This is a genomic window from Balneola sp., assembly GCA_002694685.1.
In the GTDB taxonomy this organism is placed as follows: Bacteria; Bacteroidota; Rhodothermia; order Balneolales; family Balneolaceae; genus Gracilimonas.
Genome location: NZMW01000004.1, coordinates 537,763 through 554,328, shown reverse-complemented (window position 1 = coordinate 554,328; position 16,566 = coordinate 537,763). Strand labels below are relative to the sequence as shown.

The following is a 16,566-nucleotide window of genomic DNA, read 5'->3' as shown; positions in this document are numbered from 1 at the left end:
GTTGGATATGGTGATATTTCACCCAAATCTGTTTGTACTGCCGGTTCTGTATTTAACGATCTTTAAGATATAAACCGGCAACCTCACTATATCACTTTATCACTCTCGCCATTTCTTCTGCTTCTTCCACCATTCGTTCGAAAGAAGACAGTCCCTTGTTCCAGAAATCAGGCTGAGTAATATCCAGACCCATTTTAGCCACTAAGTCTTGAGGCCATTCAGAACCTCCAGCACTCAATAATTCCAGATAGCGATCTGAGAATCCATCAGGTCTTTGAGTGTATTCCTCATAGAGGGCCAGAACCAGTAACTCCCCAAATGCATACGCATAAACATAACCCGGGGTGTGCAAGAAATGAGGAATGTAACTCCACCAAATTCCATACTCATCGGTGAGTGAAACTGAATCCCCATAAAGAGCTTTTTGCTGTTCCATCCAAAGTTCTGAAAACCGTTCGGTTGTCAATTCGCCTTCTTCTCTGCGAGCTGTATGCATGGCATGCTCAAAACGATTCATGGAAATCTGACGAAAAACGGTAGCTATGGTATCGTCAATTTTGCCTATTAGAAGAGCTAGTTTTTCTTTTGGATCATCCAGCTCTTTCATCAACTTCTGGAAAACCAGCATTTCACCAAATACAGATGCCGTCTCAGCGGTAGTTAACGGAGTAGAAGATTGGAGAACTCCTTGCTGTCTCGATAAGTACTGATGTACACCGTGCCCAAGTTCATGAGCCAGTGTTTGCACATCCCTTATTTTTCCATCGAAATTCATAAAAACATATGGGTGAGCAGACGGAACTGTACCTGCCGAATACGCACCTCCTCTTTTGCCAGGTTTAATGGCTGCATCAATCCAGCTTTTTTCAAAAAACTCTTCGGTAATTTTCCCCATCTGTGGATGGAAATTGGTGTAAGAATCCAGCACCATTTCTTTTGCCGAAGTCCAATCTATCGTTGCCTCATTTTTCATAATCGGGGCATACCGATCATAATCCTTCATTTCGTCGAGCCCGAGCAACTGCTGCTTGAGTTTGTAGTACCGCTGAACCAAATCATACTTTGAAGTCACGGAATCAACAAGAGCGTTAACCGTTTCCTTATCGGTTTGATTGGAGAGGTTTCTGGAGTCAATCCAGCTATCGTACTTACGCAGCTTGTCATTGGTCGATTTGTCAGCCAGGAGGGTATTAAATACAAAGGTCAATGAGCGGCTAAGATCATTAAATTTATTAGTAAGAGAAGCATGTGCACGTATCCTTAAATCACGGTCGCTTTCATGTAGCTTACTAAGTACTTCTTGCTCACTAAGTTCTTCACCATCGAGTTCAAATTTGGCTGAGCCCAGCGTTTCATCAAAAAAGCGAACCCACGCACTTCTACCCGTAACTGATTTCGCGGACAAAATCTGCTCTTGCTTTTCCTCGAGCACATGTTCTTTGTACCGTCGAGAACTCTCCAGGTAATGCTTATACTTACTAAGTTCTTCACTCTCGATCAGCTTATGAGCATCTTCATCCGGAATTTCAAGCCATTCTACATCTAAGAAAACCAGTTTTTGACTCACTTCAGATGATAGCTCATTAGACTCAGCAACCAGCTTTCCATAACTCGTATTGGTGGTATCGGTTGACCATTGCAAATATGCGAAAGAGCCTAACTTTCCGGCTAAATCTAAAATATCTTCGTATTCATCCAGCATGCCCTTGAATGCACCTGCATCCAACTCAGAGACTTTTCCTCGATACTTGTTACCAAAAGCCTCAGCTTGTTCTAAAACTTTCTTTTTGTCTTTGGCTAGTTGAGGGTCTTCGTTTGATGAATAAAGATCGGATAAGTCCCAATTAATATTTTCTGCGCCGGTCTTTTTCTTAGCTGAATTTTCGCTCATTCCTTAATTTTTTTGATCTGCTTTAGTCTGAATTTTCAGAACTTGAATATAGGGCTTGACGAAAGCGAATTAAAGCTTCTGAATGGCTTTATTTTCTATTGCTCTCATTCGCAGGAGCAATTAGAATTTAGTGAACTCTTAACGAATGTTAGAGTGTGGTCCTCTTTTTGAAATGGAAAAGCTAAATGAAAGTTCAAAGCGACCTTCGGTATTAACCTGATAATCAGCGTGAAGCTGTTCGAGTTGGGCATTAATAAGACTTAGCCCAAGGCTGTTTGTATCCTTAAAATCATTATCATGCTTAAAACCTGGTCCGCTATCATTATAACTAAAGTCGAGTTTCCCATCTTCGATCTCTATCGAAATGTTAATTTGTCCGACATCAGTTTCCTGAAAAGCATATTTAAAGGAATTGGTCAGTAGTTCATTCATCAGTAGACCGAGCGGTATGGCCTGATTTATGTTTACCTTACAATTTTGCACATTCTGATTAATTTTAATCTCTTTATCTGACTGCATGGTTCTGTAAATACCCGGGATCAGTTTATCCAGATAGTTCTTAAGGTTCACTGAAGATAATTGCTCCGTTTGATACATCAACTCGTGCACCATCGCGATAGACTGAATACGGTTTATACTTCGCTTTAGTGGAATTTTGATCGGGTCTTCAACCTCCATGCTCTGCAGTTCTAGCAAACCAGAAACGATGGCCAAGTTGTTTTTTACCCTGTGATGGATTTCGGAGAGCAGGGTCGTTTTTTCCGAAAGCGCCTTTTTTAAAACCTTTTCCTGCCTTACCCTTTCAGTTATATCTTGGTGAACTGAAATCCAGTGGGTACAATTTCCTTCTTCGTCTGTAACAGGTACCAGCCTTAGGTTCACCCAAAATTCTGTTTTATCTTTCTTGTAATTAATTATTTGAAGTTCACAGGCTTCTAGGTTTTCTTGTGCCTTCTTTAACCTTAGCAACTTCTGTTTGTCGGTATTCTCACCCTGAAGGAAAAGAGGGTTTCTCCCCATTACCTCTTCCTCACTGTACCCTGTAAGATTATAAAAAGCCTGATTTGCGTACATGATTTTAAACTCAGAAATATCCGTACCCTCCACCTTTGTAATCAGGACAGCATCTTCCGTACTCGTGATTACTTTTTCGAGCAGCTTAAGCCTCTCCTCTTCCTTCTTTTGTTTGGTGATATTCTGAGAAAAACCACCCAAAGCATAAACGTTCTCATTACTGTCTTTTATAGGAAATTTAGTTTCATCAAAAACCTGCTCACCAATTCGGTGTTTAAAGTTGATAATCTTGTCATTTTCAATAACCTCTCGGTCTTTGTTTTTACACCAATCGGCAAAGTCTTTGTCAAAAATGTCATAATCGGTAATACCGGGCTTTAAATCTTTTCCTAAGAAACTTTTATAAAGGTTATTGAAGAACAAATATTTGCCCGAAATGTCTTTCAAAAAAATCACCATCGGGGCGTGATTCATCATTATCTGCAACTGTTGTTGTTGCTTCTTGATGGCGTTCTCGGCTTTTATTCTATCACTAACATCAATAAAAGTAGTAACAACACGCTCTACTTCTCCCTCTTCATTTAATTGAGGATTCGAGTCTACCAAAAACCATAAATAATCCTCCTTCTTTGGATTATAAACTCCCATCATAACGTCATGGACGTATTTTTTGGTAGCTATGGCTTGTGCCACTGGTAATTCTTGTGTGGGGAATTCGGTTTCATCCTCTTTGATGATTTCCCACTCCTCATGATCTGCAGGCCGTCCATGTAAATCATTTTTACTAACCCCCAATAGCTCTTCAGCTTTCTGGTTAGACAGTAGTATATTCGAATTTACATCCTGTATTACCACTCCAATCTGGAGATCATCAATTAGTTCATTTAATGAATTACTTGTCTTGGATTTATATTCTGACTCATTTTCCATAATCACCACATCATGGCCTAAATGTATCAGCAAAGGCTTGCCCTCACTTGATGAGTCAAAAATACTGCACTCCCACTTAATGCTTTTGTAGTTATTCGAGTTGCTTACCCTACTCTTATTTATGATGGTGTAGGGACTTTTCCTTCCATTATTGGTACAAGCCAGCATTCCGTTTTTCATTTCAGGAATATCTGAGGGGTGAAGGATATCCGTAAAATTGGCGGGAGGGGATTGGGAATGGGCGAGGAATTCCTCTCTGTAATAGTCGTTAGCGAATAGAATTTCACCTATTTCATCTGTTACTAAAACGTATGAATTCTTTGAACTGGCTAACCAGCAAGGGATTTCGGATAGTAGCTTTTTTTTCAATCCTTTCAATAACTGCACCTTGGAAGTTTCTGTCTAAAATTTATCAACATGAATTTCAGCGCAGGAAAGAATTCTTCCGAGTCTATAAACTCTTATGCTCATAATAAAAACGCCTTCCCTTTAAATTCTTTTATTAATGTAGTTAATGCATTCGATGAAAACTAAAGGTTCAACAAATATTTACTATTCAACTACTCTAAGTCTTTGAAATAGCAATCATATAAAATATCGTTTTTTAAGAATGTAATCCTTAATTTTAGTGTTATTGAATTTAACAGAGGCATACATTAATTGAAAAAATTGAGTATGCATCTACTACTATTTTAAATCGCCGCCAAAATCCCTTAGAGGTTTATATCCATTGAAATCACTTGAAACTGTATTTGGCCCTAACTCAGCCCTCGTAGAAGAACTTTATGACCAGTATCAGCAAGACCCCGGTTCCGTCCCTGCTCACTGGAAAAGATACTTTGATGAATTAGAAGGCAAACCTGTTGATGCTACTGAGCCGGATGAACTTCAACCCTCTGAGCAAAAAACTTCTGCTCAACCTTCAAATGGATCTGAAAGCACTGCTCAAAAGCAACCTGAAACCAAAAAGGAACCAAAGAAAGAAGTTCAAGCTCCCAAGAATGCGTCGCTGGAAAAAATTAAAGGGGTTGCTACCAAGATTGTAGAAAACATGGACGAAAGTTTGGAGGTACCAACGGCTACCTCACTTCGTGTACTTCCAGTTAAAATGATGGTTGAAGACCGAACCATCATTAACCGACATTTACTAAAACGGAATGAACCCAAAGCTTCATTCACGCATTTTATTGCCTGGGCAATTATCCGTGCATTAAAAGACTTCCCAAGCCTGAATTGCTCCTACCTCTATAAAGATGGAAACCACTACCGGGTTGTTCCTGATTCTGTAAACCTTGGGGTTGCCGTTGACCTTGAAAGCCGTGACGGTTCCCGAAATCTCGTTGTTCCTAACATCAAGGGCGTAGATAAAATGAACTTCAAAGAGTTTCTGCATGCGTATGCTGAACTCATTGACAAAGCCCGAAATGGTAATCTTCAAATAGAAGATTTTCAAGGAACAACTATAAGCATCACAAATCCGGGCACCATAGGTACCGTTTCTTCTGTTCCCCGACTAATGAAAACTCAGGGTGCTATTATTGCTACAGGAGCTATTGATTATCCTGCTGAATACAGAGCCATGTCGAAAGACGTTCTGAATCAACTGGGTGTCAGTAAAGTGATGACGGTGACTTCTACTTATGATCACAGAGTCATTCAGGGTGCTGAATCTGGCATGTTCCTTAAGAGAATGGATGAGCTGCTCAGTGGACAAGAAGATTTTTATGATCAGATTTTTTCTGACCTCGACATCCCTTACGAGCCTTTACCCTACGGACAGGATAAATATTCCGGCCCGCTTTCTGGTGGAGCAAATACCCTTGAGCATGACAGCCGGGTTGTAGGCGTATGGAGACTCATCAATATGTACCGCATGCGCGGGCACGTACTTGCCGATCTTGATCCTTTGGAAAAAGAGCCAGGCAAAAATCCCGAGTTAGACCTTGAATACTACGGACTTTCGTTGTGGGATCTTGACCGTGAATTCTATTGCGGCGGTTTAGGAGGAAAAGAGCGTGCTACACTTCGTGAAATTATCAGCCTGCTCCGTGATACTTATTGCGGAAATATTGGCGTTGAATATATGCACCTGCTTGATCTGGAAGAAAGAAAATGGCTTCGTGAAAGTATGGAGTCAACGGGAAATAATGCCCAGCTTAGTAAAGATCATAAGCGAGAAATTCTGCATAAGCTGAATCAAGCTATGGCTTTTGAGGAATTCCTCCATAAGAAGTACATCGGGCACAAGCGATTTTCATTGGAGGGTGCCGATTCCCTAATCCCCATGATTCACTTCATGCTTGAAAAAGCTGGTGATCATGGAATTGAGAAAATGTTCATGGGCATGGCTCACCGCGGAAGGCTGAATATGCTGGTAAACATAATGAACAAACCTTACCATCGCGTTTTTGCCGAGTTCGAAGGAAATGTAGACCCCGATTCTATCCAAGGCTCCGGTGACGTAAAATATCACCTTGGCGCAAGAGGAACTCATAAAACAGCCAATGGTTCAGAAATTGAACTGCAGCTGATGCCAAACCCATCTCACCTCGAAGCGGTTAATCCTGTAGTTGAAGGCGCCGTTCGTGCCATGCAGGATCATCATGAAAAAGAAGATCCAGCAAAAAGAGTTGTTCCTGTGCTTATGCACGGCGACGCTGCTTTTGCAGGTCAGGGCGTTGTTGCTGAGACGTTGAATATGTCTCAGCTGGAAGGTTATAAGACCGGCGGAACAATGCATATCATCATCAACAATCAGATTGGTTTTACGACATTACCTAAAGACGGACGTTCAACCGAGTATGCCTCTGACTTAGCCAAGATGATTTTAGCTCCGATTTTCCACGTGAATGGAGATACTCCGGAAGCTGCTGTTCATGCTATCCAAATGGCCCTCAATTATCGCCAGAAGTTTGGCAAAGATGTTATTATAGATCTGATCGGATATCGTAAACACGGGCACAATGAAGGTGATGAGCCTGCATTTACTCAACCCGGCATGTATAAAGAGATTAACGATCATGCTCCGGTTCGGGATTTATATACCGAGCATTTGGTTAAGAATGGTGAGCTCACCAAAGAAGAAACTCAGCAGATTTTTGATGAATTTGATCAGCTGCTTCAGGAAGCGTTTGAGGATGCTAAAAAAGCACCAAATCTTGAGATTACCGATAACCTCATCGATCGTACGGAAACCCCTCAAGAGGATTGGAATGCATATCCGGATACCACTTATCCGGCTGAAGACCTTAAAGAAATTGCGGTCAAGCTAAATACGGTCCCTAAAGATTTTGACGCCAATCCAAAGCTTCTTAAGCAACTTGCTAAGCGAGCTGAAATTGTAAATAACAACGAGAAGAAAATTGACTGGGGCTTTGCTGAACTGCTGGCCTTCGGTTCTTTATTGAAATCAGGTAAAACTATTCGTTTAACTGGGCAAGATGTTGAACGAGGGACTTTCTCTCACCGACATGCTGTACTTCATGGGACCGAAACTAATCAAAAGTTCACCCCGCTAAATAATCTTTCCGAAGATCAGGCTAAATTTCATGTGCACAATAGCTTGCTCAGTGAATTCGCAGCCCTTGGTTTTGAATTTGGCTACAGTGCTGAAAAACTAGATGCGCTTGTCATTTGGGAAGCTCAGTTTGGTGATTTCGTGAATGGCGCTCAAGTTATCATCGATCAGTTTATTTCTGCCAGTGAAGCCAAATGGGGACAGAAATCAGCGTTGGTTATGAACTTGCCTCATGGTTATGAAGGTCAGGGACCCGAACACTCCTCTGCCCGACTCGAACGTTTCCTCCAGCTTTGTGCTGAGGACAATATGCAGGTGATGAATGTAACTACACCGGCTCAGTACTATCATATGCTGCGCCGTCAAACGCTTCAGGAGAAAAAACGTCCTGCTATCTTAATGACGCCCAAGAGTTTACTACGCCACCCTATGGCTACCTCCAGCCGGGATGACTTAGCGGATGGAAAATTTCAGCCGTTCATCATAGACAATGATTTTACCGATGCTAAAAAGCTGAAGCGATTGGTTATTTGCTCTGGTAAAGTTTATTACGATCTACTGAAATATCGTCAGCAAAATGAAATTGATGATGTTGCCATTGCACGTCTTGAGCAATTCTATCCATTTGCTGATGACGAAATTCAGGAGCAATTGAAGGACTTCAAAAACATCAAAGATATCGTTTGGTGTCAGGAAGAGCCTAAGAATATGGGAGCATGGAACTTTGTAGCACCTCGATTTATGGAACTGCTGCAAGATGGTCAGAAGTTAACTTATGCAGGTCGTCAAGCTTCCGCTTCGCCTGCTGCCGGCCAGAAGAAAATCCATCAAGCCGAGCAAGACAAGCTGGTTGAAGATGCGATGGTCGTCTAAATCCAAACTCATTACATGTTCTAAAAAGCCCGTCAGCATTACTGACGGGCTTTTTTTGTTCCTACTCTATCATTAGAAAGCTTTAGATTTGTTGTAACTAGAATGGGTTTTCCTTAAAGTAATACTACTAAGAATATTATACATACCATCAAGAACATGCAGCTCTTTAAAACAGTACTCTCACTCCTTTTTGTATTTGGATTTACTCTCCAAGGCTTTTCTCAGGATTTTTCATTCACTAAAGCAAAAGCAAAAACAAGCGGAGAAGTTCAGTATCAGGTTGATGTTAATGAACAACGAATCCTTAACAATCTTCGAAAAGGAAGTAGCCTGGAATATCGTCTTGATGGAAAGAGCTTCAGGCAAACTGTTAAACGTGTCAATCAATTTAGCTTTGGATACACCGGAGTAACCGGACACCCTGTTCAGGGAAACAGCTACAGTAACCTGATGATTAAAGAAGGCAAGCTAACCGGAATTATGCATTTTGATGGCCAGCCATATCGTTTAGCAAGTGAGAATGGCGAGTATCAATTTTTTCCGATTACGGAAGAAGCCCATCAATGCTCACTGGATGAAGTTGCAACCGTTAATAATTCTCTTCAAAAGTCGGTGATGAATACCGGTGGGGAATATGCTATACCCAATTATGATTTAGATGACTACAGCGATACTACTACCGTAGATGTTCTTGTTCTTTACACGACAAAAGCTAAAGAATGGGCATCAGGGTCAAACAATTCGATAACAAATGATATTGACGAAATTTTCGCACTTAATGAAAGCTTTAAGAATGACATAATTGAAAACAGTGAATTAGCGCTTAAAATCCGCTTTGTTGGATACGTTGAAATTGATAACGCTACCGCTACATCAACCGACGACAAGCTGGATAATATGAGAAATAATGTCTACACCGGTAGCACACATACTTCTGATACCGTTGATATACATAGCCTTCGGAATCAATTTGGAGCCGATCTGGTGGCTCTTGTAGATTCGATTCAAGATACTGGAGGTTTGGGCTACCGACCTGGAAATATTGGAGGCACTTCTGCTAATGCATATACGGTTAGTCGTGTTCAGCAAATGTCATTTAATTATGTATTAATGCATGAGATCGGGCATAATTTTGGTAATAGCCATGGTAGAATTCAAGGAAGTGCTGCTGCTGGTGAATTGGGGGGAATGTTTCAATTTTCTACAGGTTATTATTTCGAAGCCTCGGATGGAAGTAATTACAATACGGTAATGCATTACGGTGATTCAAACTCCTCCGATATCCCCTATTTTTCTAACCCAAGAGTAGCGTATTTGGATAGTGCATCAGGGTCTTACACAGGAGATGGCGGTCCTTCAGATAATGCGCTATCAATGACATTAGCCAAAAACTGGTTAGCAGATTACCGGGAAACGGTAGTTGATCCTCCTATAATTGCACTTTCTACTACTGCTATTGAAGATACCGTATTCCCATCCGGTGTTTCGACTCGTAATATAATTATTGAAAACACAGGCGACTCAGATTTAGAAGTTAAGCTGGATGGGGAAATGGTCTATTCCTCGGCATTGAAAATGAGAAAAACTATCAAGCAACCTCTGAATATTTTCTATGGATTTGAAGAATCCGAAGGATATGAAACCGGAACTTACTCAGCTTATAATAACTGGAAAACTACTAACGACGACTTAGATTTTGAGATCACAACATCTCAGTCAGCTACAGGTTCACAATCTTTAAAGATTCCAATGACCAGTAACTTTCCTAGCCTCTACTCTCCTTATCTGTCGACAAGTTCTACTTATTCCAGCTACAATGTTTCTTTCAAAGTATATACGGAAGGTTCGGTAAGTGCTATTCTCAGAACAAGGTCAGCTGATGATAAATTATCTTCAGGTGTATGGTTTCACGATAGCAATTCTATCTATTTCAGAAATGGTGGAACAAATTATACTGGCAGTGGTGATTCTTACTCTGCTGGTTCCTGGTATGATGTATCTGTTGATATAAGTACCGATAATGGTGGAGAAGCTGTGTACAATTACGAAGGTGAAACTAGAACCAGGTCTAGTGAATCTACATTTCCAGAAATATTCGAGATCTCTCTTCAAGCCTCAGGTTCTTCTAATTATGTTTATATAGATGATCTTAGAATCACAGCCGAAGATTTATATGGACCTGCTCTCACAATCAGCGACAACAGCATGACGATCCGCCCCGGCGAAACCGATACCATGACTGTTACTTTTTATGGCAATGGATACGATGAGGGTGTTTATGATGGTAATATTTACCTCACAACCAACGATCCTAATAATGATTCCCTGACTATTCCAGTAGATCTTCGCATCGATCCCAACAATCTCAACTCCAATGGTGAATTTGCTTTAGAACTTACCGGTCAGGCAGGCTTTCGTTTGCTTGCTGCACCTACCGATGTAAACCTTATGGACTTCCTTGAACCACTTCATACTCAGGGAGCAACCAACGCCGATGTTACGAATGGAGGCCCGGTCGTTTGGACTTGGGATAAAACTTTTACTGGAACCACTAATGTTGGCTGGAATCCTGTAGCAGATTTAGACACCACCCTCTCCTCCGGTGATGCATTTCTCGTTTACGTATTTGATGAAACGGTCTATGGAGATTCAACTTCACAAGGCTTTCCAAAACTGCTTCCGATTTCGGGCACAACGGTTAGTTCTGCAACTCCCTCTGTAAACCAAAATGCAGATGGGCTCACTATGGTGGGAAATCCATACCCCTCTACTATTGATTGGGATAATGTTTCAACTACCGAACTTGAAGATGCAATTTATATCTATGATCCCAATGCCAGTTCGTGGGAGTCTTATGTAGGTGGTATTGGTGACATTACAAACGGACTGATCAAAGCTTTCCAGGGATTCTTTGTTCAATCTTCGGCTTCGATATCAAGCGGACCAGCTATTTCTTTTGATACGGGGGATATCTCCTCCGGAGGTGATTTTTATGGAAAAGACAATCAGAAAATCTTTGCTCGTTTTGAAGTTGAAGACCCAAAATTTAACCTCAGTAATAGTGCCTGGGTAGTATTCAATAATCAGGCTACTGAAGCTAAAGATTCATTTGATGCTTTAGAGTTTCTTCCTCTTTCTGCGGATTACATCTACACCTCAACAATGGCTTCTGATGGTACAGAATTAGATATCAATGCCCTTCCCGAATTTGATCAAACACTGGAACTGCCTCTTAACATCAACTCTAATATTGCAGAGTCTGTCGAGTTTACCCTTACGGATATTTCCGGACTCGAGTATGTAGATATCTCTATATCTAATGGGGATTGGTCTAAGGAAATTGAGCTCAATAAATCAGTCTCATTGGATTATACCCCCAACCCAGTAATTCAGAAAAATGGGTTTCCAGTTTCTTTCAAGAAGGAAAATCTAAATGAATATAAATTAGTTTTCAGCAAACGAAGTACCGTTTCCATTGAAGAGCCTGACGTACCTCAGGAATTCACCCTCCAACAAAACTATCCGAATCCGTTTAACCCAACTACTTCCATTCAGTTTGGGCTTCCAACAACAGCTACAGTGAAATTATCGGTTTACAATGTGCTTGGTCAACTTGTGGATGTGTTAATCAATGAACGCCGGCAGGCTGGATTTCATACCGTAAATTTTGATGCCGTAGATTTATCGAGCGGAGTGTATCTGTTTAGAATTGAAGCCGGATCTTTTGTTGACTCAAAAAAGATGGTTTTAATGAAATAGAGTTTCAATTAAGGCTTTGCATAATGGCAAAAATAAAAACCGTTAACGAATACATCTCAAAGCATGAGAAGTGGGAAAAGAGCCTGAATCACCTTCATTCTTTGATTTTTGAAACTGAACTTGACGTTAGCATAAAATGGGGGCAGCCCGTTTATTCTCTAAATGGTAAGAATGTTGTTGGAATTGGAGCTTTTAACGCACACTTCGGACTTTGGTTCTTTAACGGCGCTTTACTTGATGATCCTGAAGGGCATCTTCATAATGCTCAGAAAGGCAGAACTAAAGCTATGCGGCAACTGCGTTTTGAGGATTTTGCAGATATCAATGATGGAATCATAAACCAGTTCTTAAAACAGGCGATTGCCAATCAAAAAGCTGGAAAGGAAGTTAAAATTGATACCAAAAGGAAAGCCAACATCCCTTCTTTATTAGGAGAATCACTTTCTGTGAACAAAAAACTTAAAGCCCAATTCGACAAATTGACTCCGGGTCGTCAGCGTGAATATGCAGAGTACATTTCAACCGCCAAGCAAGAGGCAACCAAAAAGCGCAGGTTACAGAAAATCACTCCGATGATTGAAAAAGGAATAGGGCTTAACGATAAGTATCAAAAATAGCTAAAGACTTAAAGCTCGTACTCAAATTCATAAAAGTGCTTCCCATCCTTAATATTGATGGACATTTTACCAGTAAGCCCTTCTAATTCATCCGTACCAGAATCAGGTACTACTTCCAATACGAGGCGATCATTACCTTTATCCATTATCCCAAAATGCTGCAGCACAAAGCCACCTCTCTTTCCAGATAGCTTCCCAGTCACCTGCTCCATAGCTACGTACCCTGCGGATCCTTTTACCGGAGTCATGGCACTAAGCATTTCTCCTTTACTGGTGGCATCCAAATCACCGTGGAATGTCTTATCAATAGACATCCGGTTAAGAGTAATACCACCCTTGCCTTCCGCATATCCATCAATGGGGTTAAGCTTTACTTCAAATTTCCCGGTCACCTTCATGTATTCTATTCTTTATTTGGAAATTTCAATGCTAAAATTGCGCCGATATAGGCCATTGGAATATAGGCTCCTACAATATCAACGATATTAAACCAAAGCGGGGCTGGGAGCATAACTACATTAGTTGCACCACCCAATAGGAAAAAACAGCCAATAAAAAGTGCCCATTTCTTTGGTTCGGATACTACAAAATAAGCCGTCAAAAAAGCCCCGACTAATGTTCCTAAAGCATGGGCTAAAAACGGCATTAAAAAATGTTTGGGTTGAAAGAGATGCATAGACTCCCGCAGCCCTTCCATCGTGGTGACATCTGCCCCACCTGGTGGTGGAATAATGGATCCGCTTATCATGATGATCCCCATATTAACAACTCCACCTACTATAATACCGGCCAGAGCAGCTAGGCTATTTCTTAGAAATGGTTTCATACTTGTTGGTTTAATGGATTGGAAGACAGGAGATTATAATGAATCCTTCAAGTAATAAAAAAACCCCGACCAACTTAATGATCGAGGTTTAAATCTTGTCAGAGATTTATGAGAGAAGATGATTTACATCATTCCGCCCATGCCTCCCATTCCTGGCATTCCGCCGCCCATGCCACCTGGCATGCCGCCTCCGCCACTATCATCATCGTCGCCTTTAGAAGGCTTCTCAGAGATAACAGCTTCAGTGGTGAGCATCAATCCGGATACAGAAGCAGCATTTTGCAGCGCTGTTCTGGTTACTTTAGTAGGATCGATTACACCAGCTTTGATCAAGTCTTCGTACACTTCGGTACGAGCGTTGTAACCAAATGAATCTTTGCCTTCAAGTACTTTCTGAACAACGATTGCGCCTTCGGCACCTGCGTTGTTTGCGATTGTACGAAGAGGAGCTTCTAATGCTCTGCGGATAATTTGGACACCAACGTTTTCGTCAGCATTGTCGCCTTTGATCTTGTCAAGAGACTTAATGGTACGAAGCAGAGCCACGCCACCACCAGGTACAATACCTTCTTCTACAGCTGCGCGTGTTGCATGTAATGCATCTTCCACACGAGCTTTTTTCTCTTTCATTTCAATTTCAGAGGCTGCACCGATATAAAGTACTGCAACACCGCCGCTTAATTTAGCGAGACGTTCCTGTAGTTTTTCACGGTCGTAATCAGAAGTTGTATTCTCAATCTGAGATTTAATCTGATTTACTCGAGCCTGAATATCTTTTTCTTCACCGTTTCCATCAACAATAGTTGTTGAGTCTTTGTCGATAGTTACGCGAGATGCGCGGCCTAGAAAATCAAGAGTAGCATTTTCAAGCTTGTATCCGCGTTCTTCAGAAATCACGGTTCCACCTGTAAGAATACCAATATCTTCTAACATTGCTTTTCTGCGGTCGCCAAATCCTGGTGCTTTTACAGCAGCAATCTTCAGAGAACCACGCAGCTTGTTAACTACTAATGTAGCTAATGCTTCGCCTTCAATATCTTCAGCGATAATAAGCAGTGGGTTTCCGTTTTGTACTACTTTCTCTAGAATTGGAAGCAGATCTTTCATCGAAGAAATTTTCTTATCGAAAATCAGGATGTAAGGATCTTCCATTTCTGTAACCATCTTCTCAGAATCAGTTACGAAGTATGGAGAAAGGTAGCCACGGTCAAACTGCATACCTTCTACTGTTTCCAGATAGGTTTCAGTTCCTTTGGCTTCTTCAACAGTGATTACACCATCTTTACCAACTTTTTCCATTGCATCGGCAATCAAGTTACCAATGAATTCATCGTTGTTGGCTGAAATAGTACCGATTTGAGCAATCTCTTTACGGTCGTCAATGTCACGACTCATTTTGGCGAGATCTTCAACAATTGCTTTAACTGCTTTTTCAATACCGGACTTTAAGTCCATTGGGTTTGCGCCCGCAGTTACGTTTTTGAGACCTTCGCTTAGAATGGCTTGTGCAAGAACAGTAGCTGTTGTAGTACCATCACCGGCGTTATCGCTGGTTCTGGAAGCTACTTCTTTTACCATCTGAGCGCCCATGTTTTGAACCTTATCGGAAAGCTCGATTTCTTTAGCTACAGTAACACCATCTTTGGTTACTGTTGGAGCTCCGAATGATTTCTCAATAACAACATTGCGTCCACGAGGTCCAAGCGTAACTTTAACAGCATTGGCAAGCTTGTCAACGCCTTTCTTTAACGCGTCGCGAGCTTCTATATCGTAGTGAACTAACTTAGCAGACATAATTATCTATAATTTTAAGTTTGTGATTTAATTCTTTTGAAAAGGTGGGTTACGAAACAATTCCCATAATATCAGATTCGCGCATAATGAGGTACTCTTCTCCTTCCAGAGTTACTTCTGTACCTGCATACTTGCCGTAAAGAACTTTGTCGCCTTCTTTAACGGTCATCTCAATTTTATTGCCGTTTTCCACTTTTCCGGCACCTACCGCTTTTACAGTTCCTTGCTGCGGTTTTTCTTTAGCCGTATCGGGGATGATAATACCTGAGCTGGTTTTCTCTTCGGCAGGTTCTGCCTGTACCAACACGCGGTCGCCTAAAGGTTGAATGTTAGCCATGTTTATGACTCCTGTTAGTTTTGATTAATGGTTTCATATTTTCTTGAGGACAAGCCTCTTCGTTTCCAACACACTTAGTGCAAGTTCCGTACCAAACGATCTGAAAAATTCAAACCACTGCTTTATTGCTCTCTTTTAGCAGGATTATTGTAGAAAGGCTTCGTTTGTTAAGATAAGTTGTCAGTCTGCTCTAGATGCTCTGCCAACTTTGCATAGGTTTCAGGTTCCCAATGCTCGGCTCTGTCATCAAAGTTGTAACCTTCAGGAAGATAATCTCCCAATACAGGCTTCAAAGAATTACTTAATTTTTTGCGGCGCTGATTAAAGGCGGTTCTTACAATTCTCTTCAGCGTATCATCAGCATAAGGGAGGCTTGGTTTATCGAACTTCAATTTGATAACTGCGCTCGTCACTTTTGGAGGTGGGCTGAATGAGTGACGGCTCACTTCAAATAAAATTTCAGGTGTACAAAATAGCTGGGTTTGCACACTGAGGATACCATATTGTTTGGATGACGGGTCTGCAACCAATCGTTCAGCTACTTCTTTCTGCATCATCAGGATGGCTTCTGTAAACAACGTTCGGTTTTCAAGCAGGTCAAATAGAATGGGCGTCGTTATGTAATACGGAAGGTTTCCGATCACCACATTGTTTTTATCGGCTTCTACCATTTCCTGCCAAATTACCTTAAGCACATCTTGCTGGTGAATTGTGATGTTACTCACTTCTTCTTTGAGGACGTTAACCGCACGCTGATCAAGTTCTATCGCATGCAGATTATCAAACTTCTCGGCAAGCCACTTTGTTAAAGCTCCCGTTCCCGGGCCAATTTCAATTACACGATCCTCTTTTCCTGCGACTATGGCATCAATAATTTGATAAACGACAACCTGGTCGGTTAAGAAATGTTGCCCCAGGCTTTTTTTGGTTCTGAATGACATTGGCGACGATTGACGATTGACGATTGACGATTGACGATTGACGATTGACCTAAGGTTGCGTTTAAGG

The 16,566-nt window shown here is 41.2% G+C and carries 10 protein-coding genes; 3 read left to right on the top strand and 7 right to left on the bottom strand.

Annotated features, from left to right (window positions below):
- Positions 1 to 91 precede the first annotated feature (91 nt).
- Together CL667_07870 and CL667_07865 are read right to left on the bottom strand one after the other, a co-directional pair.
- Positions 92 to 1,891: an oligoendopeptidase F gene (locus tag CL667_07870; GenBank protein ID MAL17614.1), complete on the bottom strand. Its 1,800-nt coding sequence runs from the start codon at positions 1,889 to 1,891 to the stop codon at positions 92 to 94.
- 138 nt (positions 1,892 to 2,029) lie between these two features.
- On the bottom strand, positions 2,030 to 4,222 hold the full coding sequence (locus tag CL667_07865; protein ID MAL17613.1) for a hypothetical protein: 2,193 nt from the start codon (positions 4,220 to 4,222) through the stop codon (positions 2,030 to 2,032).
- 343 nt (positions 4,223 to 4,565) lie between these two features.
- Here CL667_07865 and kgd point away from each other — a divergent pair, with 343 nt between their 5' ends.
- The 3 genes from kgd (at position 4,566) to CL667_07850 (ending at position 12,601) form a co-directional block, all read left to right on the top strand.
- Positions 4,566 to 8,225, top strand: a complete 3,660-nt coding sequence (gene kgd / locus CL667_07860) for a multifunctional oxoglutarate decarboxylase/oxoglutarate dehydrogenase thiamine pyrophosphate-binding subunit/dihydrolipoyllysine-residue succinyltransferase subunit (protein ID MAL17612.1) — start codon at positions 4,566 to 4,568, stop codon at positions 8,223 to 8,225.
- 156 nt (positions 8,226 to 8,381) lie between these two features.
- Positions 8,382 to 11,984, top strand: coding sequence for a hypothetical protein (locus CL667_07855; GenBank protein ID MAL17611.1), 3,603 nt, complete (start codon positions 8,382 to 8,384; stop codon positions 11,982 to 11,984).
- 23 nt (positions 11,985 to 12,007) lie between these two features.
- Positions 12,008 to 12,601, top strand: coding sequence for a hypothetical protein (locus CL667_07850; protein ID MAL17610.1), 594 nt, complete (start codon positions 12,008 to 12,010; stop codon positions 12,599 to 12,601).
- 8 nt (positions 12,602 to 12,609) lie between these two features.
- Here the strand turns inward: CL667_07850 and CL667_07845 are convergent, their stop codons facing one another.
- From CL667_07845 to rsmA, 5 genes are all read right to left on the bottom strand, one after another.
- Positions 12,610 to 13,008 carry a hypothetical protein gene (locus tag CL667_07845; protein MAL17609.1) on the bottom strand — a complete coding sequence of 133 codons (399 nt, stop codon included), beginning with the start codon at positions 13,006 to 13,008 and terminating at the stop codon, positions 12,610 to 12,612.
- Positions 13,005 to 13,427, bottom strand: a complete 423-nt coding sequence (locus tag CL667_07840; GenBank protein ID MAL17608.1) for a hypothetical protein — start codon at positions 13,425 to 13,427, stop codon at positions 13,005 to 13,007. The genes CL667_07845 and CL667_07840 overlap by 4 nt, the downstream gene beginning before the upstream one ends.
- Before the next feature lie 123 nt (positions 13,428 to 13,550).
- Positions 13,551 to 15,221: a chaperonin GroEL gene (gene groL / locus CL667_07835; protein ID MAL17607.1), complete on the bottom strand. Its 1,671-nt coding sequence runs from the start codon at positions 15,219 to 15,221 to the stop codon at positions 13,551 to 13,553.
- Positions 15,222 to 15,270: 49 nt separating this feature from the next.
- Complete coding sequence (locus tag CL667_07830) at positions 15,271 to 15,558, bottom strand: co-chaperone GroES (protein ID MAL17606.1); 288 nt, start codon at positions 15,556 to 15,558, stop codon at positions 15,271 to 15,273.
- A 167-nt stretch (positions 15,559 to 15,725) separates the two neighbouring features.
- Positions 15,726 to 16,499 (bottom strand): ribosomal RNA small subunit methyltransferase A, encoded by a 774-nt coding sequence (rsmA, locus tag CL667_07825; GenBank protein MAL17605.1) that lies wholly within the window; start codon positions 16,497 to 16,499, stop codon positions 15,726 to 15,728.
- Positions 16,500 to 16,566 lie beyond the last annotated feature (67 nt).